We start from the raw sequence: 21,925 nt of genomic DNA on the forward strand, positions 1-21,925 counted from the left end.
TGTTTAAGTAACATTAATTGTGAGTTTTGTAACGTTTTTGCGCAAATGATCCTCGATTGTGGCGCAGGGGCATTTGAATACACAAACAGGAGTTATTGCGATGGCCCATCTCCCACCTCAGGCACTGGCGCAGTTTATCGATCACACGTTGCTGGCGCCGGACGCCAGCCGCGAACAAATCGCCACCCTGTGCCGCGAAGCTGCGCAGCATGGCTTCTATTCAGTCTGCGTGAACTCCGCGCAAGTGCCGTATGCCGCGCAGCGCTTGGCACAGCATCAAACACAACATCAGGCGGCGCACAGCGTAAAAGTCTGCGCGGTGGTCGGTTTCCCGTTGGGCGCCGGTTTGAGCGAGAGCAAAGCCTTCGAAGCCGAGCGCGCGATTGCTGCGGGCGCAGGCGAGATCGACATGGTGTTGAACATCGGTTGGCTGAAGGACGGTTTGCTCGCCGAGGTGCAGGACGACATCGCTCAGGTGAAAAAAGCCTGCGGCGAAGTGCCGTTGAAAGTCATCCTCGAAACCTGCCTGCTCAGCGACGCGCAAAAAGTCCAGGCCTGTGAAATCTGCCGTGAGCTCAACGTCGCGTTCGTCAAGACCTCCACCGGTTTCAGCCGCAGCGGGGCCACCGTCGAAGACGTCGCGCTGATGCGCCGCACCGTCGGCCCGGACATCGGCGTCAAGGCGTCGGGCGGCGTGCGCGATTACCCGACTGCACTGGCGATGATCGAGGCCGGCGCGACCCGTTTGGGCAGCAGTTCCGGAATCGCCATCGTCGGCGGCGCCGAGACGGCGGGCGAGGGTTACTGAGTCAACTGGCGACCAATTGCCGTGGCGGCAAATGGTCGTGTAATTGCGCAAGTGCGCCGGGTAGCGCCGGCCGCGAGAGGAAATAACCCTGCGCTTCGTGGCAACCGTATTGGGTCACCAGCGCCAGGCATTGATAGTCTTCGATGCCCTCGGCGACAGTGCGGTAACCCAAGTCGCGAGCCAATTGCAGGATCGAGCGGGCGATGATCTGGTTGCGCGGGCTGCCGGGCAAATCGGTGACGATCGAGCGATCCAGCTTGATCACATTCGCCGGGATTTCGTGCAGGTAGGCGAAATTGCTGTAGCCGCTGCCGAAGTCGTCGATTGCCACGTCCATGCCGAGCTCGCGCAAACCCTTGAGCTGACGGATCACTTGCGGGTTGGCGCGGATCCATTCGCCCTCAGTGATTTCGATTTCCAGCCGATGCGGCGCAATGTCGAACCGCTGACAGGCGAGCCGTAGAATTTCACCGATGTCCTGATCGTCGAAGTCCTTCGGCGACAGGTTCAGCGACACCCGGCAATCAAGATCCTGCCATTGCGCCATGGTGCTCATGACTTGATCGATCACCCAATGCGTCACGCGCTGAATCAAGCCGTTGCGTTCCATTACCGGAATGAACTCGGCGGGCGATACCGCGCCAAGTTCCGGGTGATTCCAGCGCAGCAGCGCTTCGGCGCTGACGCGACGGCCATCGAGCAAACTGAAACGCGGCTGAAACACCAGATACATCTGGTCGCTGGCGAGTGCGCGGTCGACATCCCGGGCCAGGGTAAACGCACGGCGCCAGGCGCAGTCGCGGGCAATGTCGTACAGCGCCCAGTGCGTGTTGGCCTGGTGCGCCGATTCCACCGCGTGCATCGCTTTGCGCAACAGGTCGGCGTGGGACAGTGGATCGTGCTGGAAAATCACCATGCCGGCGCGCGGCGACGGGCTGGTCAGGGCGCTGTCGGAACGGGTCATCGCGCGTAGCCGGTCGATCAAGCGATGCACGAAAAGTTCGTAGTCGGGCATGCTCGTCTGCAACATGAAGCAGAACTGCCGGTCGTTGACGTGATAGGCGCAACTGATGCCGCTGAGGCTCTGTTTCAGGTGTTGGGCAATCTCGAGGATGATCGATTGCGTGGCGCCGGTGCCCACCGCCAGGGTCATTTCATGGCCACGGTGCGAGTCGAGCGCGTCGATCAGCACCAGCACCCGATGTTCGGCCTGCGGTTGCAGACCGAGGTCGTTGAGGTCGGCGAAAAACTGCCGCTGATTCGGCAGGCCGCTGACCGGGTCATGGCAATCGCTGAGCTGACGTTGCTCGATCTGCGCCATGACCATTTCCGCCAGATCCTGCAGCACCAGGCGCTCGGCGTCGTTCAGTTGCTTGGGTTCCTTGTCGATGATGCACAGGCTGCCGATGGCGTGCCCCGAACGCGTGCGCAGCGGTGCGCCGGCGTAAAACCGAATGCCGTTGCGCGCGGTCACCAGCGGGTTGAAACGAAAACGCCGATCTCGCGACGCATCTTCGACCTGCAGCACGCCGTTCTCGCGAATGGTGTAGGCGCAGAACGACTGATCGATGGGCGTTTGATCGCGGTCGAAACCAATGCGCGCCTTGAACCATTGCCGATCCTTCTCGACCAGCGAAATGAGCACGGTGGGCACGTTGAAGTACGCGGCGGCGAGGCGACAGATGCGGTCGAAGTTTTCTGATTCTGCTGTTTTCAGCCACTCCAGGGCTCGTACCGCGTCCAGGCGATATGTTTCTGAATGATGATCGTGCATGGTGACTCCTGGAACGGACGCTGACCGATTCTGAATTCGATGGTGGCCTGATGATGTCATTGTAGTGTCACGCATTATGACTTTTCTTGTACACGAAAAGTTTTACGTATAAGAAAATAAAATCTCGGCGGGTGCGCTTTTCGGTGTTGAGAGCCACTAGCGCTGTCAGCGCCAGGCACAAAAAAGCCCGGCTCTGCAGGTCAGCAGCCGGGCAGGGGGTTGTGCTTGAAGGTCAGTCCATGTGCAAGACGATTTTGCCGATGTGGTCGCCTGCTTCCATCCGCGCGTGGGCCTGCGCGGCATCGGTGAATGGGTAAACCTTGTCGATGATCGGCAAGCAACGCCCAGCGGACAGCACTGGCCAGACATATTCGTACAAGCCTTGGGCAATTGCGGCTTTCTCTTCTCTGGTGCGTGAACGCAACAGTGATCCGGTGATCGACGCGCGTTTGCTCATGATCGCCAGCAAGTCGACGTCATTGGCGCGGGCGCCGCCGAGGAAGCCCAGCATCACCAGCCGACCTTCCATGCCGAGCGCGCTGACGTTGCTGTTGAAATACGAGCCACCCATGATGTCGAGGATCACGTTGACGCCTTTACCAGCGGTTTTCTCCTCGATGACTTTGGCGAAATCCTGTTCTCGGTAGTTGATCGGTTTGCCGCCGAGCTTGCGAATCGCCTCGCATTTTTCCTCGCTACCGGCGGTGGCATACGCCTCGACGCCGAACTCGCGGCAGAGCATCAGCGCGGTGGTGCCGATGCCGCTGGTGCCGCCATGGATCAACGCGCGCTGGCCTTTGCTGGCGCCGCCGATATCAAACAGATTGGCCCACACGGTGAAGAAGGTTTCCGGAATCGCCGCGGCTTTGATCCAGTCCAGGTCATCGGGGATCGGCAAGGTCTGGCTGGCCGGCGCGATGCAATATTGCGCGTAACCGCCGCCATTGGTCAGCGCACACACCCGGTCGCCCACCGTGAACTCACTGACGCCTTTGCCGATCGCGACCACTTCGCCGGCCACTTCGAGGCCGGGGATCGGGCTCATGCCGGGTTTCATCGGGTATTTGCCGGAGCGCTGGATCACATCCGGACGATTGACCCCGGCGGCGTGCACACGAATCAGCACCTCGCCGGCAGCCACCGTCGGCATCGGCACGTCACGCGGCTGCAACACCTCAGGGCCGCCGGGTTCAGTGATTTCGATCAGGGTCATGGTTTGGGGCAGGGTCATTTTGAATTCCTGTGGTGGAAGGGGATATGTAGATGGGATAGCCGGTACGGCCAAAAAATTCAGTCCACCCCCGCAGATCCCTGTGGGAGCTGAGCTTGCTCGCGAAAGCGGTCTGTCAGTCGATGCAGGTGTTCGCTGTTACGACGCCTTCGCGAGCAAGCTTTGCTCCTACGGATTTGTGGTGGATGCGATGTTGTGCCCGGCACTGATGTAGGAGCTGAGCTTGCTCGCGAAAGCGCTGGGTCAGTTGATGCAGGTGTTGGCTGTTACGACGCCATCGCGAGCAAGCTTTGCTCCTACGGATTTGTGGTGGATGTGGATGTTGTGCCCGGCACTGATGCCCTGTGGGAGCTGAGCTTGCTCGCGAAAGCGCTGGGTCAGTTGATGCAGGTATTGGCTGTTACGACGCCTTCGCGAGCAAGCTTTGTTCCTACGGATTTGCGGTGGATGGATGTTGTGACCGGCACTGATCCCCTGTAGGAGCTGAGCTTGCTCGCGAAAGCGTTGGGTCAGTCGCTGCAGGTATTGGCTGTTACGACGCCTTCGCGAGCAAGCTTTGCTCCTACGGATTTGCGGTGGATGTGGGTTTTGTGCCCGGCACTGATCTCCTGTAGGAGCTGAGCTTGCTCGCGAAAGCGCTGGGTCAGTCGATGCAGGTGTGGGCTGTTACGACGCCTTCGCGAGCAGGGTTTTGGTTTTGCTTGAGCAAGCGCATGGCCAGTTCCAGCAGCAGGGCCACGAGGATTGCGCCGCAGGCAATCATGAACAACAGCGCATGCTGGCCGCCGCTGGCGTTGAAGATCGCCGAATAGGCAAAACCGGTGAGTGCCTGGAACGTGGCAAACGAGACGGTCGCGCGGCTCCAGGCGATTTGTTGCTGGTGATGATTGGGCACCAGCTCATGCACGCGGGCCAGGGCGAGCGGAACGATGCCGGGCGGGAACGAGCCGAGGATCACCGCCAGCAGCGCCAATGCGAGGAACGAGCTGGAAACCGCCAGCAAACCCAAGGTAATCGCCTGCACCGCCAGCACAATGCGAATGCTCAACCGCGCGCCAAACTTGTCGGCGAGGAAACCATAACTCACTGGCCCGATGATCGCGCCCAAACCATACATGACCCAGATCAGCGCGCCGACATGCGCCCCGGCGCCGAGGCCGCGAGCGACGAAGTCGACCAGAAATACCATCGCCGGCACTAATCCCGCTGCCATGAATGCATACTGCGCAAACAACAGATACAGGCCCGCTGGCGTCGGCGAATTTGAAGTGTCGCCGCTCACCGGCGCAGCATGTTGCGCGGTCGCGGTCGGCCAGCCAAACCAGCTCGCGGCGGTCAACACCAGCGCGATCAAACCCAAACCAAACCAGGTGTTCTGCAAACCCAGGCTCAGCAGCGGCGGAACAATCGTCCCCGAACCGGCAATGCCCAAACCTATGCCGAGGAAAATCGCGCCGCTGGCCAGGCCTCGGCGCGACACCGGCACGTGCGGCAACACCGTCGCGGCGACCAACACCATGATCGCGCCACCGGCCACGCCCGACAGCAACCGCCAGCCGAAAAACCAGCTCACCGACAACGGAAAACCACAGGCAAAAAACGCCAGCGTCACCGCCAGCATCATCAGCCGCAACGCCGTGCTGTTGCCGACGCTGCGAGCCAGTGGATGACCGATCAGCGCGCCGATCAGGTAACCGACCAGATTGGCCGCGCCGAGGTACACCACGTCGTTGGCGGAAAACCATTGCGCCTGGATCAGCGATGGAATCAGCGGCGTATAGGCGAATCGCGCCAAACCGATGCTGACCAGGCTGGCGCAGAGGCCGGCGAAGATCGGCAGCCAGATCGCGCTGCGCGGGTGGGTAGATGAGCTGTGCATGAGGAATTGTCCTGTGGGGGGTGAACTCATGCGCCCAGCTTATCCAGATAAATTGATGCATTCGCGCAGCGAATTCACGCTAGAGTGATGCGAATTTGCATCATCGATTGCAACCTGTGAGTAATGCCAAATGAACTGGGACGATGCTCGTGTGTTTCTCGCGGTTTGCCGCGAATCGACCTTGCGTGGCGCCGCGCGGGTGCTTGGTGTCGATCAGGCGACCGTTGGCCGGCGTGTCACGGCGCTGGAGAAGTCCTTGAGCGCAACGCTGTTTTTGCGCACCTCCGAAGGTTATGCGCTGACGGCGCTGGGTGAGGCGGCGCTGCACGCGGTGGAGAAAATGGAGCTGTCAGCGCTAGAGCTTGAGCGGAAAATTCAGGGCCTCGATGATCGGCTGACCGGCATCGTCCGGGTCAGCACCACCGACTCGCTGGCGATCGATTTCCTGATCCCGGTGATTGCCCGATTGCACGGCAAACACCCGGATGTGCGCGTGCAACTCGATGCGTCCACGCTAATGATCAGCCTGGCTAAGCGCGAGGCCGACATCGCCGTGCGCAACGCGCGGCCGGACAACCCGGACCTGATCGCCCGACGCATCGCGCGCTGGCCGGTGGGGCTGTTTGCTTCGCAGGAATACCTCGATGCCCACGGCGTGCCGGCGCCGGGTTCGGCGTTTGAGGGGCATGATCTAGTGGTGTATCAACCGTATCTGGCGGGCAACAAGGAACTGACGCTGGTCTCGGAACCGCTGACGCGCGGGCGGATTGTGTCGAGTCTGGGGTCGGGGCTGTTGGTCCGTCGCGCGATTGCGGCGGGGATCGGCATCGGCGAAATCCCGGTGTACATGGGCGAGCGCGATGGCTTGGTGCGGCTGTGGCCGGAACGCACGCGCCCGGTGCCTTACGACGTGTGGCTGGTAACCCACGCCGACCTGCGACACACCGCGCGGGTGCGAGTGGTGATCGATGAAATCGTCGCCGGATTCAACGGCACCGGCGAATAGCACTGCCCAAGTACCATTCCCGACGCACGACAACCGATGACCACAAACTATGTAGCAGCTGTCGAGCCCGCGAGGCTGCGTTCGGCGGCGAAGCCGTCATAAAACCATCCACCTCGGTGTATCAGATAAACCGCAGTGGATGAATTGGCGACGGCTGCGCCGCCGAACGCAGCCTCGCAGGCTCGGCAGCTGCTACATAGGCTGCGTTGGCAGCGGGATTTATGGCATTTCCGGCAGTTCTTGCGGCCGCAGGTCAAACACCAGCACTTCGGCATCGACACCGTTGTTCAGCGTCAACACTTGCTCCTGGCGCACCCGCACGCCGTCACCTTCCTGCAACTGCACGCCGTTGAGTTCAACACTGCCGCGAGCCACATGCACGTAAGCGTAGCGGTCGGCGGCGAGTTCCAGCGTGGCGCTCTCCTTGCCGTCGAACAGCCCGGCATACACCCGCGCATCCTGGCGCACCGACAGCGAACCATTGGCGCCGTCCGGGGAAATGATCAACTGCAAGCGACCGCGTTTTTTCTGCGTGCTGAAGTGCTCTTGCTGATAACGCGGTTTGGCGCCGCTGACGTCCGGCACGATCCAGATTTGCAGGAAGTGCACACCCCGCGTCGCCGAGTGGTTGTACTCGCTGTGCGCGACGCCACTGCCGGCGCTCATCAATTGCACGTCGCCGGGGCGGATCACCGAACCGGTGCCCAGCGTGTCCTTGTGTTCCAGTGCGCCTTCGAGCACATAGGAGAAAATCTCCATGTCCCGGTGCGGGTGCTGGCCAAAACCTTTGCCGGCCGCCACGCGGTCATCGTTGATCACCAACAGATCGGAAAAACCCTGCTCTTTCGGGTTGCGATAGTTGGCGAAGGAAAAGGTGTGGAACGACTTCAACCAACCGTGATTGGCCGCGCCGCGATCCGAAGCTTTGCGAAGGGTCAGCATAATGAAATCTCCTGTCAGGACGTGAATTCGTCCGAGTGAGGAGAAGGTTAATGGTTGCCGGTGGGTGCAATAAGTAGATGAAAATTGAAATACTGTCTCATACAGGTTGACAGTAAAAAATTGGCCGATGCATTAAACGGCCATATCCCCAAGATTTGGCCATAATGCAAAACCCCTGTAGGAGTGAGCCTGCTCGCGATGGCGTCATGTCAGTCAATCAATATTGAATGTCCGACCGTCATCGCGAGCAGGCTCACTCCTACAGGGGATGTGTTGGCAGTTAGTATCCTTCTTTTGACCTCAACGAATCCGATCCCATGAAAACCGTGGCAATGGTGCTGTTCCCCGACTTCCTCCTGCTCGACATGGCCGGGCCGATGGAGGTGTTTTCCATCGCCAACCGTTACCTGGCCCCGAGCGACCATTACCTGTTGTCGACCGTCGGCACCGAGCTTGAGCCGTTGCGCGCCTCCAACGGCGTCCACGTCCAGGCCGACGTGCATATCGATCAGGCCAACGACGCCTATGACCTGCTGCTGGTGCCCGGCGGCCCCGGCGCCTACAACGAAAAACCGCAACCGTTGCTCAACTGGATTCGCCACGCCGTGCCGCGCGCCGAACGCTTTGGCTCGATCTGCACGGGCGCGTTTGTGCTCGGGCATGCCGGCCTGCTCGACGGCTATCGCGTGACCACCCACTGGCACTACACCGAACGCCTGATCAAAGGCTTCCCGAACGCCAAAGTCGAAACCGATCAGATCTTCGTCGAGGACCGCAACCTGATCACCTCCGGTGGCGTCACCGCCGGCATCGATCTGGCGTTGGCCGTGGTCGCTCAGGACCACGGCAAAAAAGTCGCCCAGGATGTCGCCAAAGTGCTGCTGGTGGTGATGAAACGCCAAGGCGGGCAGGCGCAGTTCAGTCCGTTGCTGGCGGCGGTCGGTGCGCCTGAAACGCCGATCACCCGCGTGCAGAATCACGTGCTCGAACACCTCGACGAAGCGTTCAGCATCGAGCGCATGGCCAGTTTGGCGAACATGAGTTCGCGGCACTTCGCGCGGCTTTTCGCCCGCGAGGTGAACATGACGCCGATGGAGTTTCTGCAAAATGCGCGCATCGACCATGCCCGACAGTTGCTCGAAAGCAGCGACCTGCCGCTGAAAACCGTGGCCTATAAAAGCGGCTTCGGCAGCGTGCGGCACATGCGTTTGCTGTTCAGTGAAAAACTCGGTCTGACCCCTGCGCAGTACCGCGAACAGTTCAGTTAGAGCGGTTGTGTCCGTGTGGGGCACCGACATGTCCGAATTGCGCACATTGGCGTAGTTGTGCCGTCATCGATGCCTGCCAAGATGTCGGTGAACGTTTTGCAATGGAGGTGCGGGAGTCTGGATGGAGCGGTGCCAGCACGGTTTCGGGCACTTGATCGACCAGGTTTTCAGCACGTGAACGTGCATGAACAGCCCCACAGAATTTACCGGCGAGACGCTGCTGCGGTTCGGCCCGTACGTCTTCCACCCCAGTCAACGGCTGATCCTCGACGGCGATCGACCGTTGCGCATGGGCGGGCGCGCGTTGGACATCTTGCAGGTCTTGCTCGAACACGCCGGCGAGGTGGTCAGCAAGGACGACTTGATCGCCCGCGTCTGGCCGACTTCAGTGGTCGAAGAGATCAACCTGCGCGTACACATCGCCGCGCTGCGCCGCGCCCTCGGTGATGGCGAAAACGGCCAGCGCTACATCGTCAATATTCCGCAACGCGGCTACAGCATTATCGCCCCGGTGCAGCGCGTGCTCGACGCAACGCCGCTGCACCTCGACAGCACGCAACCGCCGCAGCACAACTTGCCGGCGCGGCTGAGCCCCGTTACTGGGCGCGACTCCATGGTCGGCGGCGTGGTGCGCCAATTACCACTGCGACGCTTCATGACCTTGGTCGGCCCGGCCGGCATCGGTAAAACCACCGTGGCGATGCGCGTCGCCGAACTGCTCTTGCAGCATTACCGCGACGGCGTCTGGCTGGTGGATCTGGCGAGCGTCGACGCGCCAGCGCAACTGCACCAGCACCTGCGCCACGCGCTGCCATTCGCCGCTGACCTGAGTTGCCGACATGCCTTGCTGGTGCTGGATAATTGCGAACACCTGCGCGCAGGTTGCCGCACGTTTATCGAGCAACTGCTCGCCAGCGCGCCACGCTTGTCGATCCTCGCCACCAGCCGCGAGCCGTTGCAGGCGCGTGACGAAACCGTACAGCGCGTGCCACCGCTGGAAGTGCCGCCGGTTTCGGCGTTGCACAGCGTCGCGCAAGCGATGGGTTATTCGGCGGTGCAATTGCTGGTCAGCCGCGCACGCACGCGGCAGCAGGGGTTCGTTTTGCGCGAACAAGATCTGCGCGCGGTGCGCGATATCTGCCGTCGGCTTGACGGTTTGCCGCTGACCATCGAACTGGCCGCCGCGCAGATTGGCGCGTTGGGCTTGGTCGGGTTGCAGGCGCAGCTCGACAATTGCCTGCAATTGCTGACTCAGGGCCGGCGCACGGCAGTGGCACGCCACCAAAGCCTGCGAGCCGCGCTGGACTGGAGTTACCAGTCATTGAGCGCGCAGGAGCAGAAGGTTTTGTGTCATCTGGCCACGTTCAAATCCGCGTTCACTGTCGAGGCGGCAAGTGGCGTGATCTGTGCCTCGGTGCTGGCGCCGATCCAGTTGTCATCGATGCTGGAAAAACTGGCGCGCACGTCGCTGCTGTCGGTCGAACTGGTCAACGGCGTTTCACGTTATCGCTGGCTCAACACCACGCGCGCGTATGCGCTGGAGAAACTCGCCGACAGCGGCCAGCAGCGCGCGATCGAACTGAGCCACGCGCAATACCTCAGCCGCGCACGGATGATTTCAGGCGTGCAATTGAGCGCCGAGCTCGTCGAGTAAACCCCGGACCTTCATCAGGTCCGGCGTCGCATAACCTTCAGTGAAACGCGCGTAAATCGGCGCCAGCAGTTCACGCGCCTGTTGCGCCTGACCCTGACGCTGCCAAAGCTGCGCCAGTGACGTCGCGCTGCGCAGTTCCCACGCCAGCGCGCCTTGTGCTTGCGCCACCGCCAATGCCCGCAGCAGCACCGCTTCGCCGCTGTGAGAGAGCGCTTCGCCGCTGTGAGAAAGGTTTGCGCCCGGCGCATCCGCTTCGGCCAGCAGCGCCTCGCCGCGCACGCGGAAAATCTCTGCGGTGCACCAACCCGCCGCGCCGCTTTCGGCGCGCGCGAGCAAACCTTCGTCGACCACGCCACCGTGCAGCGTCAGCATGATTTCCTTGACCAGACCGACCCCCGGTTGCGCCGGGCCGTTGGCACCGTCGATCACCTGCGCGTAATGCCGCGCCCAGTTGTAAAACAGCAGCACCGAATGCTTCTGTGCTTGTTCCAGCAACAGCCGCAGCAGTTCGCGCGCGCTGGCGTTGTCGCCGTTGTAATGCGCGATCAGACAACCAGCCAGCGCCAAGGTGTAGCAAATCGAGGTGCCGTGGTTGATCTGCAGCGCGATGTCCAGCGCCTGCCGCGCCGTGCGCCAGGCTTGTTCGGGCTGACCTTGCAGCCAGAGGATGCGCGCCAGAATCGTCAGCGCCGCGACGCTCTGGTCGTATTGCACGCCGAAACCGTGGGTGAAACGGTTGAGATGGCCGCTCTGCGCCAGGCGCTGGATGACCTCTTCGGCGTGGGTCCGCGCCTGTTGCTGATCGCCGCAGAAGTGCAGCGCCAACACTTTCAAGCGGTGGGTGCTGAGCGACAACACGGCGTCGCCGTTCAGGCCCAATTGGTCGAATTCGCGGCTCTGCTCCAGGGCCATTTGGTAATTGCCGCAACTGAGATTGACCGCCATGTGCCCGGACACCGCGCGCAACTGGCCGACGATGTCCCGGCTCGCTACGGCCAGGGTTCTGGCGCTGACAAACGCGTCGATGGTTTCAGCGCTACCGCCCTGCGCGTGATAACAGGAACTGCCGAGGGCCAGTTTCAGCGACAGCGTCACTTGCGGGCACGGCGCGGTGGCGCTTTCCAGCAGCGCCAGGGCCCGACGCACATACACGCCGTGCTCCTTGAGCAGCGAAAGTTCCTGCCACAGTGGCATCGATGTCGCCGTCAGACGGATCGCCAGTTCCTGCGGACCGCCCGCGTTCAATCCCCATTCCAGCGCGGCGCGGATGTCTTCCAGACCACGCGCGTATCGCTCGATCCACAGGTGCGTGGGGGTTTGCTCCCAGTCGACGTGCGCCTGTTGCATCAGCGCCAGGCAACGTTCGGCATGCCGCTGCCGGGTGTCCGACAACTCGGCCGCCAGGTGCAGTTTTTCCAGGGCATAACTGCGCGTGGTGTCGAGCAATCGATAGAAGACCTCTTCGTCGCCGACATCGACGTTGAGCAAGGACTTGGCGACCAACTGAGTGATCGAGGCGAACACTTCGTTGGGTTCAATCTGCTGGCCAACAATCACGGCGGCGGCCGAGGCGAGGGTGAAGCCGTCGCGAAAGATTCCCAGTCGGCGCAGGCAGGTTTGCTCGCAGGCACTGAGCAAATCGAAGCTCCAGTCCAGCGTCGCGCGCAAGGTCTGGTGCCGCGCCAGCGTGGTTTGGCAGCCTTGGGTCAGCAGGCGAAAACTGCCTTGCAGTTGCGTGTGCAAACCGCTGACGCCGAGGTCGGCCACTTGCGCCGCCGCCAGCTCGATGGCCAGTGGAATGCCGTCCAGGCGTTGGCAGATTTCGATCGCCAGCGGCAGTTCTTCATCGCTTAATTCGAAGCTGTCGTGGTTGGCCATCGCCCGTTCGACGAACAGTTGCAGCGCGGAAAAACTCAGGGCCTGGGCGCGGTCGAGCACGGCAATCGGCGGCGGGCAATCCAGCGACTCCAGGCGTTGCACGTATTCGCCCTCGGCGCGCAGGCTCTCGCGGCTAGTGGCGAGGATATGCACCTGCGGCGCGCCGCGCAGAATGCTTTCGCAGAGCAGCGCAATCGCATCGAGCAAGTGTTCGCAGTTGTCGATCACCAGCAGCATCTGCCGCTCGCGCAGCACGCTCGCCACGTCGCTCATCGGCTCGGCGTCGTGCAGGGCCAGGCCCAGCAGCGACGCCAGATGCGCGTCGATCATTTGCGGGTCGTTGATCGGGGCGAGGTCGAGCAGACGAATGCCGTCGCGGTAATGGCCTATCAACAGTTCTGCGACTCGTAGCACCACGGTGGTTTTGCCGATGCCGCCGGGGCCGACCAGCGTGATGAAGCGCTGACGCGCGAGTTGCGTGACCAGGCTGTCGACCAGTGGCTGGCGCCCGATCATCCGCGTGCGGCGCACCGGCAGGTTATGCCGGCGGGGCGGTTGCACCAGTGGCTCGCAGCGTTGTGCAGCGGATTCGAGCGAAAACGGCGCGACAAAACTGTAACCGCGCTGAGCAACCGTGACGATGTAGCGCTGGCCGGCCTGACCGTCGCCGAGGGCTTTGCGCAACGCCGCCATGTGCACGCGCAAATTGATGTCTTCGACTACGCTTTTCGGCCACAACTGTGCCATCAGATGCTGTTTGCTGACCACATTCCCGGCGTGCTCCAACAGGATCAACAGGATGTCCATCGCGCGCCGCCCCAAACGAACGGGCTGCTCGCCTTCAAGCAACAACCGGGTGCCGGGGAAGATCCGGTAAGGGCCGAAATGGATGGCCTGATCGGGGGGAAGGGTCAACGTGGCGCTCCTGCTTGCATCCGTCTAATACGCGGTTTGTGGGCATATTCCCAAGGGTTGCGCGGCAGTGCAATCAGGGCGCGCCTGACTGTCAGGTGTTCATCGCGACTGCTGCGTTCGGCGTGCGCGGGGTCAGCGTGTATTTATTGGGCATCTGTGTGACAAACGGAGCGTAGTTGAGGCGGGCGGCGTTTTGAAAATTAACAACGTTTAACTCGTCGAATGTCTGGTCTACGCCCAAAACTCTGCGGCTTCAAGTCCAACGAAGACTCTGGTCTTCGCAGTGTTAAGGGAATGGACACTTTTGGAGTTCGCTGCAATGAGCAACGTGGTGGTGGTCTATCACAGTGGCTACGGGCACACCCGCGTCATGGCTGAAGCCGTCGCCCAAGGCGTCGAACGGCATCCGGGCAGTACCTGCCGGCTGATTTCGGTGGAGGACGTGGACGCGCAATGGGCGCATTTGCACTCGGCCGACGCGATCATTTTCGGCGCCCCGACTTACATGGGCAGCGCGTCGGCTTCGTTCAAGGGTTTCATGGAAGCCACGGCGGCGTTTTACCTGGCCCAGCCGTGGCGCGACAAACTCGCTGCCGGGTTCACCAATTCCGGTTCGCTGTGCGGCGACAAACTCAATACCTTGCTGCAAATGGCGGTGTTCGCCGCGCAGCATTCGATGATCTGGGTTGGCCTCGACCTGTTGCCGGCGCGCAGCAGCAGCGGGGTGTTCGACGGCCAACTGAATCGCCTCGGCAGCTCGCTGGGGGCGATGGCCCAATCGAACGTCGAGCAAGCGCCCGGCGACGCACCACCGCCGGAGGATCGCTGCACCGCCGCGCACTTGGGCGAGCGGGTGGCGCGGCTGGCCGAACGCATGAATAGCTGATCTGCCTGATTTTTTTTATCTACCGTTTACATCCCACCGAAATGGAGCACGCCACATGAGCACCTTCACCACGCGCGACGGCACCGAGATTTATTACAAGGATTGGGGCACTGGGCAGCCGATTGTCTTCAGCCACGGCTGGCCGCTGAACGCCGACAGTTGGGAATCGCAGATGATTTTCCTCGCGTCCAAAGGCTATCGGGTCATCGCCCACGACCGCCGTGGCCATGGCCGCTCCAGCCAGCCTTGGGACGGCAACGATATGGACACCTACGCCGACGACCTCGCGCAGTTGATCGAACTGCTCGACCTGAAGGATGCGGTGTTGTTCGGTTTCTCCACCGGCGGCGGCGAAGTGGCGCGCTACATCGGCCGTCACGGCACTGGCCGGGTGGCCAAGGCCGGGCTGATTTCATCGGTGCCGCCGCTGATGCTCAAGACCGAAGCCAATCCGGGCGGCTTGCCGCTGGAAGTGTTTGATGGCATTCGCCAGGCTTCGTTGGTCGACCGTTCGCAGCTTTACAAGGACCTCGCCGCTGGCCCGTTTTTCGGTTTCAACAAGCCTGACGCCAAACCGTCGCAAGGCATGATCGACTGGTTCTGGCTGCAAGGCATGAGCTCCGGCCACAAGAACGCTTACGACTGCATCAAGGCGTTTTCGGAAACGGATTTCACCGAAGATTTGCAGAAGTTCGACGTGCCGACCTTGGTCGTGCATGGCGACGCGGACCAAGTTGTACCGATTGAAGCGGCGGGGATTGCCTCGGCAAAACTGGTCAAGGGCTCGACGCTGAAAGTCTACCCAGGCGCGCCGCACGGTTTGACCGATACCCATAAAGACCAGCTCAACGAAGACCTGCTGGCCTTCCTCAAGGCCTGATCAAATACCAAACCTGTAGGAGCGAGCCTGCTCGCGATGGCGGCTTGTCAGCCAGCATTCAGGTTGAATGACACACCGCTATCGCGAGCAGGCTCACTCCTACAATGGTTTGCGGCGGGTCGCACAATCTCAGTGGGAGATAGGCTTGCCCGCGATGGCGTTCTCGAAATCGCCATCGCGAGCAAGCTTTGCTCCCACAGGGTTTTTGGGGTGGGGCGGCAATAATGTGCAGTCACTGAACCTGTGGCGAGCGAGCTTGCTCGCGTTTGAGTGCGCAGCGCTCACAAAATCTGCGTCGTAACCGAGAGGTCGGGGCTGCTGCGCAACCCAGCGCGAGCAAGCTCGCTCGCCACAGGTTTTCTGTTCGGCCCACGTGTGCAAGAGATCGCGCGCACCACTTTGCAACGCCACGCAAACGGGTTGATCCCTTCGCTGCGGGTGAAGATATGGCAGAAATGTGCCTGGTCGCAGAAGCCGCATTCGAGGCTGATTTGCGTCAGTGTCAGGTCGGTGTCGCGGATCAGTTGCTTGGCTTTGTTGATGCGCTGGCAACGAATCCAGTCCTGCGGCGAAACCCCAGTGCTGCACTTGAATGCGCGGGAGAAATGGCTGCGTGACAGCGCGCAGGCGCGGGCCAGTTCGGTGACTTCCAGGGTATCGCTGAGACCATCCAGAATCAGTTGCTTGACCAGATTTTCCCGCCAGGGCGCGAGGCCGCCGGTGCTGGGTTTTTGCATCGGCGTGGCGGACGCCCGGACGGCGTTGGACTGAACGTGGGCCATGACAAATTTCCGTGTCGGTGGGAATGCGCGGGCGCACTGCACGGTGGATCAGCACCTTCCCTTTGGAGAAAAAACAGGTCTGCGCAGAGGGCTTCATTCTTGGGCGCGGGCGGCCGACAGGCGAGTTAAACGTTGTTAATTTCGCGCGGTTTACACGCAGCCACTGCGCCAACTCAGCACATCGCTGCAAGTCGGCCGCTGCCTGAGCAGTGCAACATGGGCGACTTGTGGCGTGCCTCGCTGGCCGCTCTTTTCAGGTACATCAAAGGTGAACGCATGCGGCATTTTCTGATTGGCACACTGGGCCTCGCGATCGCGCTGGCATCCGCGTCTTCGATGGCGGCAGCGCCAGCGCAGGTCGGCACTCAAGTGCCGGGTTACTTTCGTTTGGCGGTAGGCGATTACGAAGTCACGGCGCTGTTTGACGGCTACAACGACTTGTCGCCAAAATTGCTCAAGGGCCTGAGCCAGAGCCAGATCCGCGCATTGCTGGCGCGGCGTTCGATTGAAACGCCGGGCGTGCAAACGGCGTTCAATGCGTTTTTGATCAACACCGGCAAGCAACTGATCCTGGTCGACACCGGGGCAGGGCAGTGCATCGGCGCCACCGCCGGGATGCTTTCGCAGAACATGCAAGCCGCCGGTTATCAGCCGGATCAGGTCGACACCGTGCTGCTCACCCACTTGCACCTGGACCACGTCTGCGGACTGGTCGACGCCGAGCAAAAACCGATCTTCGCCAACGCCACGGTCTACGCCGCCAAGCCTGAAGCGGATTATTGGCTCGACCCGCAAGCGCTGGCCAAAGCACCGGAAGCGGCCAAGGCCTATTTCAAAATCGCCCAGGATTCGACCGCGCCTTATGTCGCAGCGGGGCGTTTCAAAACCTTCGCCACCGGGCAATCGCCGGTGCCGGGTGTCGAGGCAACGCTGGAGGCCGGGCACACGCCGGGCAGCACGACGTATCGCTTCACCTCTGAGGGCCAGAGCATTTTGTTCATGGGCGACCTGGTGCATAACCTCGCCGTGCAGTTCCTGCATCCAGAGGTATCGATCGGGTTCGACACCGACGGCCAGCAGGCGATCAAGAGCCGCAATCAGGTGTTCAGCGCTGCGGCGACCAGCAAAACCTGGGTGACCGCTGCGCATCTGCCGTTTCCCGGTATTGGTCATATCGCTGCCGAGGGCAAACATTTCCAATGGGTGCCAGTGGAATACGGCCCTTACAAACGAGCGGCGAAAGTGCCGTTGATCGAGTAAAGTTCCGGCACTGCTGCCTCCCGGTTTTTGCGCTGACCGCCAGGCCGACTCAACACACAAAGGACCCTGCTGATGAACCGTAACGATCTGCGCCGCGTCGACATGAACCTGCTGGTGATTTTCGAAGCCTTGATGTTCGAAAAGAACCTCACCCGTGTCGCTGAAAAGCTGTTTATGGGGCAACCGGCGGTGAGTGCGGCGCTGGGGCGTTTGCGCGATCTGTTCGACGATCCGTTGCTGCTGCGCAACGGTCGCGGCATGGAACCGACAGCACGCGCGCTGGCGATTCTCAAGGAGCTGCAACCGGCGATGGACGTGATTTCCGGCGCGGTCAGCCGCGCCAAGGAATTCGAGCCGGCCAGCAGCTGCGACGTGTTCCGTATCGGTTTGTCGGACGATGCCGAATTTGGTCTGTTTCCGCCATTGCTCAGCCATCTGCGCGAGGAAGCGCCGGGGATCATCGTCGTGGTGCGCCGCGCCAATTACCTGCTGATGCCGGCTCTGCTGGCCTCCGGGGAAATCTCTGTCGGGGTCAGCTACACGACGGATCTGCCGGCCAACGCCAAACGCAAAAAATTGCGCGATATCCCCTGCAAGGTATTGCGCGGGGACAAACGGCCGGGGCCGCTGACGCTGGACGAATACTGCGAGCGGCCGCACGCAATGGTCTCGTTTTCCGGGGATTTGAGCGGCAACATCGATCTCGATCTGGCGAAGATCGGCCGCAGTCGGCGGGTGGTGCTCGGCGTGCCGCAATTCAGTGGCTTGCGCGCTTTGCTCGCGGGCACCGAGATGATCGCCACGGTGCCGGATTACGCAGCGTGCGCGCTGGTCGAAGGCTGTGCGCTGCGCGCCGAAGATCCGCCGTTCCCGATCGAAGCCGCGCAATTATCGATGGCCTGGAGCGGCGTCCACGACAACGACCCGGCCGAACGCTGGCTGCGCGCGCAGATCAGCCAATTCATGTCCGAACCGCTGAACATCCCAACCGCGTGACCTGTGGGAGCTGAGTTTGCTCGCGATGGCGATTTCAAGGACGCCATCGCGGGCAAGCCTTGCTCCCACGGGAGCGGTGATCTCAAGCCTTGCGCAATCCCCTGTTGTGGGAAAGATCCTGCTCTCAAGCCTTGCGCAATCCCTGTGGGAGCTGAGCTTGCTCGCGATGGCGATTTCAAGAAAGCCATCGCGGGCAAGCCTTGCTCCCACGGGAGCGGTGATCCCAAGCTTTGCGCAAATCCCAGTGGGAGCTGAGCTTGCTCGCGATGGCGATTTCAAGGACGCCATCGCGGGCAAGCCTTGCTCCCTCAGAGAGCGGTGATCCCAAGCCTTCCGCAAATCCCTGTGGGAGCTGAGCTTGCTCGCGATGGCGATTCCAAGGACGCCATCGCGGGCAAGCCTTGCTCCCACAGGGCACGGTGATCTCAAGCTTTGCGCAATCCCCTGTGGGAGCTGAGCTTGCTCGCGATGGCGATTCCAAGGACGCCATCGCGGGCAAGCCTTGCTCCCACGGGAGCGGTGATATCGAGCTTTGCGCCAATCCCTGTGGGAGCTGAGCTTGCTCGCGATGGCGATTCCAAGGACGCCATCGCGGGCAAGCCTTGCTCCCACAGGGAGCGGTGATCTCAAGCTTTGGGCAAATCCCTGTGGGAGCTGAGCTTGCTCGCGATGGCGATTCCAAGGACGCCATCGCAGGCAAGCCTTGCTCCCACAGAGAGCGGTGATCCCAAGCCTTGCTCCCACAGGGAGCCCCGCAAAAAGAGCACGTACATTCAATTTTCCCTAGCCCCGACCCGGCACTATCGATGCAAGTGCCGGCGAAGCCATGCCGGTGATTTTTTCACAGGGGCGCGCAGGCGATGAACGCATCGGAATGGGATGAACGGAGTCGGGATCTCGGGCTGCTGTTTCTGCGGGTCAGCGGCGCAGTGTTTCTGCTGTGGGTGCACGGTTTGCCCAAGCAGCTGGACTACACCGCGCAACTGCAACTGATCGAAGACCCATTCCACCTCGGCGCCAACCTCACGTTGATTCTGGCGATATTCGCCGAAGTGCTGTGCCCGCTGCTGATCATCGCCGGGGTGCTGGTGCGCCTGGCGTGCCTGCCCATTCTGTTTGTGCTGCTGGTGGCGCTGTTGATCGTGCATCCGCAATGGAGCCTTTTCGAAGGCCAGTTCGGCTGGCTGCTGCTGATCCTCTTCACCAGCATTTTCATCGCCGGGCCGGGACGGCTGGCGCTCAACGATCGTTTCGCCGGAGTGTTCCGTTATGCCTGATGCCATCCAGCCCGCCGACGCAAAACCGGGCTTCGAAGAAGTCGTGACCTTGATCATCAAACACCGGATCAAGGCCGGTTTCGAGACACCGTACGAAGCCTGGTTGCGCAACATTGTGAGCATCGCCGGGCAGCAGGACGGGCATTTGGGCGTGGACGTGATGCGCGGCAAGAATGCCGGCCTCGACATGTACACCTGCGTGCTGCGCTTCTGTTCCACCGAAGCGATGCAGCGCTGGCTCGATTCGCCGCAACGCTTGCAGCTGGTCAGCCAAGCGGCGCCGATGCTGGCCGACGGCGACCAGACCGAGGTCAATCCGCTCAACGAATTCTGGTTCGCGCCCACCGCCGACACTGCGTCGCCACCGCCACCGCGCTGGAAGCAGGCCGTGGTGACTTTGCTGGTGATTCTGCCGCACACCTTGCTGGTGCCGATCATCTGGGGGCCGCTGCTGCGGCTCAACGCGTTGCTGTCCAACTACGTGGTCGCCACGTTTCTGATCACTTTGACCATCGTCGTATCGGTGGTGTACCTGTTCATGCCCATGGCGACGCGGCTGTTCGCGCCGTGGCTGTCCCATTCCACTCAGCCTGAGGAAACGCGATGAACGCCGATCTGATTCTGTTCAATGGCCAATTTCATACCGTTGACCGTGAAAACCCATTCGCCACCGCCGTGGCGATCAGTGCCGGGCGTTTCGTTGCCGTCGGCTCCGACGCCGAAGCCATGGCGCTGCGCGGTTCCGGCACGCAAGTCATCGACCTCAAAGGCCGCTGCGTGATTCCCGGCCTCAACGACTCGCACTTGCACCTGATCCGTGGCGGCCTCAATTACAACCTCGAATTGCGCTGGGAAGGCGTGCCGTCACTGGCCGATGCCTTGCGCATGCTCAAGGATCAGGCCGACCGCACGCCGACCCCGCAATGGGTGCGCGTGGTCGGTGGCTGGAACGAATTCCAGTTCGCCGAAAAACGCATGCCGACCCTCGAAGAACTCAACCAGGCAGCCCCGGACACGCCGGTATTCGTCCTGCATTTGTACGACCGCGCCTTGCTCAACCGCGCGGCGCTGCGGGTGGCCGGTTACACGCGCAACACGCCGAACCCGCCGGGCGGCGAGATCGTTCGCGATTCCAACGGCGAGCCAACCGGCATGCTGGTGGCGCGGCCGAACGCGATGATTTTGTATTCGACGCTGGCCAAAGGGCCGACGTTGCCACTGGAATATCAGGTCAACTCGACCCGCCAATTCATGCGCGAACTCAATCGCCTCGGTCTGACCAGCGCCATCGATGCCGGCGGCGGTTTCCAGAATTATCCGGACGATTACCAAGTCATCGAACAGTTGGCAAAAGATGACCAATTGACCGTGCGCATCGCTTACAACCTGTTCACCCAGAAGCCCAAGGAAGAACTCACCGACTTCAAAAACTGGACGTCGAGCGTGACCCTGCACCAGGGCGACGACTACCTGCGGCACAACGGCGCCGGGGAAATGCTGGTGTTCTCCGCAGCCGATTTCGAGGACTTCCTCGAACCCCGCCCTGACCTGCCGCAAACCATGGAAGAGGAACTGGAACCGGTGGTTCGGCACTTGGTGGAACAGCGCTGGCCGTTCCGTTTGCACGCCACGTACAACGAATCCATCAGCCGCATGCTCGACGTGTTCGAGAAGGTCAATCGCGACATTCCGTTCAACGGTTTGCCGTGGTTCTTCGACCACGCCGAAACCATCACGCCGCAGAACATCGAGCGGGTGCGGGCGCTGGGTGGCGGCATTGCGATTCAGGACCGGATGGCGTTCCAGGGCGAATATTTCGTCGAGCGTTACGGCGCCAAAGCCGCCGAAGCGACGCCGCCGATCAAGCGCATGTTGGCCGAAGGGGTACCGGTCGGCGCCGGCACCGACGCCACGCGGGTGTCCAGCTACAATCCTTGGACCTCGCTGTACTGGATGGTCAGCGGCCGCACCGTCGGCGGTCTCGAGCTGCACGCCGAAGGTTTGCCACGGTTGACCGCGCTGGAATTGTTCACGCACGGCAGCGCCTGGTTCTCGTCCGAGCAGGGCAAAAAAGGCCAGATCAAGGTCGGGCAACTGGCGGACATTGCGGCACTCAGCGCCGATTTTTTCAGCGTCGATGAAGAAGCGATCAAGTGGATCGAGTCGGTGTTGACCGTGGTTGGCGGCAAAGTGGTGTACGCCGCCGGCGACTTCGAAAAACTCGGCCCGGCCAGTGTGCCGGTGCTGCCGGACTGGTCGCCGGTGGTGAAAGTCCCCGGCCACTGGCGCCCGACATCGCCGATGCAGGCACAGGTTCACCATTGCAGCGGGCCGTGTGGCGTGCACTCCCACAGCCACGAAAAGGCGCGTCTGTCGAATGCGCCGGTCAGCGATTTCGCCGGTTTCTGGGGCGCTTTCGGCTGCTCGTGCTTTGCTTTCTGATGATCAAACAAAGCGCCGGCCAGGTGCCGGCGCCTTAAGCACCATCC

18 protein-coding genes are annotated in these 21,925 nt (G+C 61.6%); 12 read left to right on the forward strand and 6 right to left on the reverse strand.

The window, feature by feature from the left end; genetic code table 11:
* The first annotated feature begins 100 nt into the window (after window positions 1-100).
* Window positions 101-808, forward strand: a complete 708-nt coding sequence (gene deoC / locus FBY12_RS13795) for a deoxyribose-phosphate aldolase (protein ID WP_145253162.1) — start codon at window positions 101-103, stop codon at window positions 806-808.
* Between the two features lies 1 nt (window position 809).
* Here deoC and FBY12_RS13800 read toward each other — a convergent pair whose 3' ends face one another.
* Window positions 810-2,582, reverse strand: a complete 1,773-nt coding sequence (locus tag FBY12_RS13800; protein ID WP_121732188.1) for a bifunctional diguanylate cyclase/phosphodiesterase — start codon at window positions 2,580-2,582, stop codon at window positions 810-812.
* Between the two features lie 232 nt (window positions 2,583-2,814).
* The gene (locus FBY12_RS13805) at window positions 2,815-3,813 is read right to left on the reverse strand and encodes an NAD(P)H-quinone oxidoreductase (protein ID WP_145253163.1); all 999 of its coding nucleotides are present in this window, start codon (window positions 3,811-3,813) and stop codon (window positions 2,815-2,817) included.
* 195 nt (window positions 3,814-4,008) lie between these two features.
* On the opposite strand from FBY12_RS13805, the gene FBY12_RS13810 reads away from it, so the two are divergent.
* Window positions 4,009-4,293 carry a hypothetical protein gene (locus FBY12_RS13810; RefSeq protein ID WP_145253164.1) on the forward strand — a complete coding sequence of 95 codons (285 nt, stop codon included), beginning with the start codon at window positions 4,009-4,011 and terminating at the stop codon, window positions 4,291-4,293.
* 163 nt (window positions 4,294-4,456) lie between these two features.
* Here FBY12_RS13810 and FBY12_RS13815 read toward each other — a convergent pair whose 3' ends face one another.
* Window positions 4,457-5,692, reverse strand: a complete 1,236-nt coding sequence (locus tag FBY12_RS13815; RefSeq protein ID WP_145253165.1) for a YbfB/YjiJ family MFS transporter — start codon at window positions 5,690-5,692, stop codon at window positions 4,457-4,459.
* A gap of 130 nt (window positions 5,693-5,822) precedes the next feature.
* Here FBY12_RS13815 and FBY12_RS13820 point away from each other — a divergent pair, with 130 nt between their 5' ends.
* Window positions 5,823-6,698 carry a LysR family transcriptional regulator gene (locus FBY12_RS13820; protein ID WP_145253166.1) on the forward strand — a complete coding sequence of 292 codons (876 nt, stop codon included), beginning with the start codon at window positions 5,823-5,825 and terminating at the stop codon, window positions 6,696-6,698.
* A 219-nt stretch (window positions 6,699-6,917) separates the two neighbouring features.
* On the opposite strand, the gene FBY12_RS13830 is transcribed toward FBY12_RS13820, so the two are convergent.
* Window positions 6,918-7,640 (reverse strand): pirin family protein, encoded by a 723-nt coding sequence (locus tag FBY12_RS13830; RefSeq protein WP_109501785.1) that lies wholly within the window; start codon window positions 7,638-7,640, stop codon window positions 6,918-6,920.
* Between the two features lie 317 nt (window positions 7,641-7,957).
* Here FBY12_RS13830 and FBY12_RS13835 point away from each other — a divergent pair, with 317 nt between their 5' ends.
* Together FBY12_RS13835 and FBY12_RS13840 are read left to right on the forward strand one after the other, a co-directional pair.
* Window positions 7,958-8,908 carry a GlxA family transcriptional regulator gene (locus FBY12_RS13835; RefSeq protein WP_121757444.1) on the forward strand — a complete coding sequence of 317 codons (951 nt, stop codon included), beginning with the start codon at window positions 7,958-7,960 and terminating at the stop codon, window positions 8,906-8,908.
* 184 nt (window positions 8,909-9,092) lie between these two features.
* Complete coding sequence (locus FBY12_RS13840; protein ID WP_145253170.1) at window positions 9,093-10,562, forward strand: winged helix-turn-helix domain-containing protein; 1,470 nt, start codon at window positions 9,093-9,095, stop codon at window positions 10,560-10,562.
* Here the strand turns inward: FBY12_RS13840 and FBY12_RS13845 are convergent.
* Entirely contained in the window at window positions 10,527-13,355 is a 2,829-nt protein-coding gene (locus FBY12_RS13845; RefSeq protein ID WP_145253172.1) for a winged helix-turn-helix domain-containing protein, read from the reverse strand. The genes FBY12_RS13840 and FBY12_RS13845 overlap by 36 nt on opposite strands.
* A gap of 319 nt (window positions 13,356-13,674) precedes the next feature.
* Between FBY12_RS13845 and FBY12_RS13850 the strand changes: the two genes are divergently transcribed.
* Both FBY12_RS13850 and FBY12_RS13855 read left to right on the forward strand, forming a co-directional pair.
* On the forward strand, window positions 13,675-14,241 hold the full coding sequence (locus FBY12_RS13850) for a flavodoxin family protein (RefSeq protein ID WP_145253174.1): 567 nt from the start codon (window positions 13,675-13,677) through the stop codon (window positions 14,239-14,241).
* Between the two features lie 55 nt (window positions 14,242-14,296).
* Window positions 14,297-15,121, forward strand: coding sequence for an alpha/beta fold hydrolase (locus FBY12_RS13855; RefSeq protein WP_109501790.1), 825 nt, complete (start codon window positions 14,297-14,299; stop codon window positions 15,119-15,121).
* 281 nt (window positions 15,122-15,402) lie between these two features.
* Here the strand turns inward: FBY12_RS13855 and FBY12_RS13865 are convergent, their stop codons facing one another.
* Window positions 15,403-15,903, reverse strand: a complete 501-nt coding sequence (locus tag FBY12_RS13865) for an AraC family transcriptional regulator (RefSeq protein ID WP_145253178.1) — start codon at window positions 15,901-15,903, stop codon at window positions 15,403-15,405.
* 276 nt (window positions 15,904-16,179) lie between these two features.
* Between FBY12_RS13865 and FBY12_RS13870 the strand changes: the two genes are divergently transcribed.
* The 5 genes from FBY12_RS13870 (at window position 16,180) to FBY12_RS13900 (ending at window position 21,878) form a co-directional block, all read left to right on the forward strand.
* Window positions 16,180-17,163, forward strand: a complete 984-nt coding sequence (locus tag FBY12_RS13870) for an MBL fold metallo-hydrolase (RefSeq protein ID WP_145253180.1) — start codon at window positions 16,180-16,182, stop codon at window positions 17,161-17,163.
* A 72-nt stretch (window positions 17,164-17,235) separates the two neighbouring features.
* Window positions 17,236-18,159, forward strand: coding sequence for a LysR family transcriptional regulator (locus tag FBY12_RS13875; RefSeq protein ID WP_121732194.1), 924 nt, complete (start codon window positions 17,236-17,238; stop codon window positions 18,157-18,159).
* A gap of 860 nt (window positions 18,160-19,019) precedes the next feature.
* A complete protein-coding gene (locus FBY12_RS13890) occupies window positions 19,020-19,436 on the forward strand; it encodes a DoxX family protein (RefSeq protein WP_145253184.1) in 417 nt (138 codons plus the stop codon).
* Window positions 19,429-20,043, forward strand: coding sequence for an antibiotic biosynthesis monooxygenase (locus FBY12_RS13895; RefSeq protein ID WP_145253186.1), 615 nt, complete (start codon window positions 19,429-19,431; stop codon window positions 20,041-20,043). Before FBY12_RS13890 ends, FBY12_RS13895 begins: the two co-directional genes overlap by 8 nt.
* On the forward strand, window positions 20,040-21,878 hold the full coding sequence (locus FBY12_RS13900) for an amidohydrolase (protein WP_145253188.1): 1,839 nt from the start codon (window positions 20,040-20,042) through the stop codon (window positions 21,876-21,878). The genes FBY12_RS13895 and FBY12_RS13900 overlap by 4 nt, the downstream gene beginning before the upstream one ends.
* Window positions 21,879-21,925: the final 47 nt, after the last annotated feature.

Source organism: Pseudomonas sp. SJZ131 (genome assembly GCF_007828705.1).
Classification (GTDB): domain Bacteria; phylum Pseudomonadota; class Gammaproteobacteria; order Pseudomonadales; family Pseudomonadaceae; genus Aquipseudomonas; species Aquipseudomonas prosekii.

Coding starts and splice junctions, on each gene's coding strand:
- FBY12_RS13875 (WP_121732194.1), top strand. CDS start 17,236: ATGAACCGTAACGATCTGCGCCGCGTCGACATGAACCTGCTGGTGATT.
- FBY12_RS13855 (WP_109501790.1), top strand. CDS start 14,297: ATGAGCACCTTCACCACGCGCGACGGCACCGAGATTTATTACAAGGAT.
- FBY12_RS13805 (WP_145253163.1), bottom strand. CDS start 3,813: ATGACCCTGCCCCAAACCATGACCCTGATCGAAATCACTGAACCCGGC.
- FBY12_RS13850 (WP_145253174.1), top strand. CDS start 13,675: ATGAGCAACGTGGTGGTGGTCTATCACAGTGGCTACGGGCACACCCGC.
- FBY12_RS13865 (WP_145253178.1), bottom strand. CDS start 15,903: ATGGCCCACGTTCAGTCCAACGCCGTCCGGGCGTCCGCCACGCCGATG.
- FBY12_RS13835 (WP_121757444.1), top strand. CDS start 7,958: ATGAAAACCGTGGCAATGGTGCTGTTCCCCGACTTCCTCCTGCTCGAC.
- FBY12_RS13895 (WP_145253186.1), top strand. CDS start 19,429: ATGCCTGATGCCATCCAGCCCGCCGACGCAAAACCGGGCTTCGAAGAA.
- FBY12_RS13870 (WP_145253180.1), top strand. CDS start 16,180: ATGCGGCATTTTCTGATTGGCACACTGGGCCTCGCGATCGCGCTGGCA.
- deoC (WP_145253162.1), top strand. CDS start 101: ATGGCCCATCTCCCACCTCAGGCACTGGCGCAGTTTATCGATCACACG.
- FBY12_RS13890 (WP_145253184.1), top strand. CDS start 19,020: ATGAACGCATCGGAATGGGATGAACGGAGTCGGGATCTCGGGCTGCTG.
- FBY12_RS13830 (WP_109501785.1), bottom strand. CDS start 7,640: ATGCTGACCCTTCGCAAAGCTTCGGATCGCGGCGCGGCCAATCACGGT.
- FBY12_RS13815 (WP_145253165.1), bottom strand. CDS start 5,692: ATGCACAGCTCATCTACCCACCCGCGCAGCGCGATCTGGCTGCCGATC.
- FBY12_RS13800 (WP_121732188.1), bottom strand. CDS start 2,582: ATGCACGATCATCATTCAGAAACATATCGCCTGGACGCGGTACGAGCC.
- FBY12_RS13820 (WP_145253166.1), top strand. CDS start 5,823: ATGAACTGGGACGATGCTCGTGTGTTTCTCGCGGTTTGCCGCGAATCG.
- FBY12_RS13840 (WP_145253170.1), top strand. CDS start 9,093: ATGAACAGCCCCACAGAATTTACCGGCGAGACGCTGCTGCGGTTCGGC.
- FBY12_RS13900 (WP_145253188.1), top strand. CDS start 20,040: ATGAACGCCGATCTGATTCTGTTCAATGGCCAATTTCATACCGTTGAC.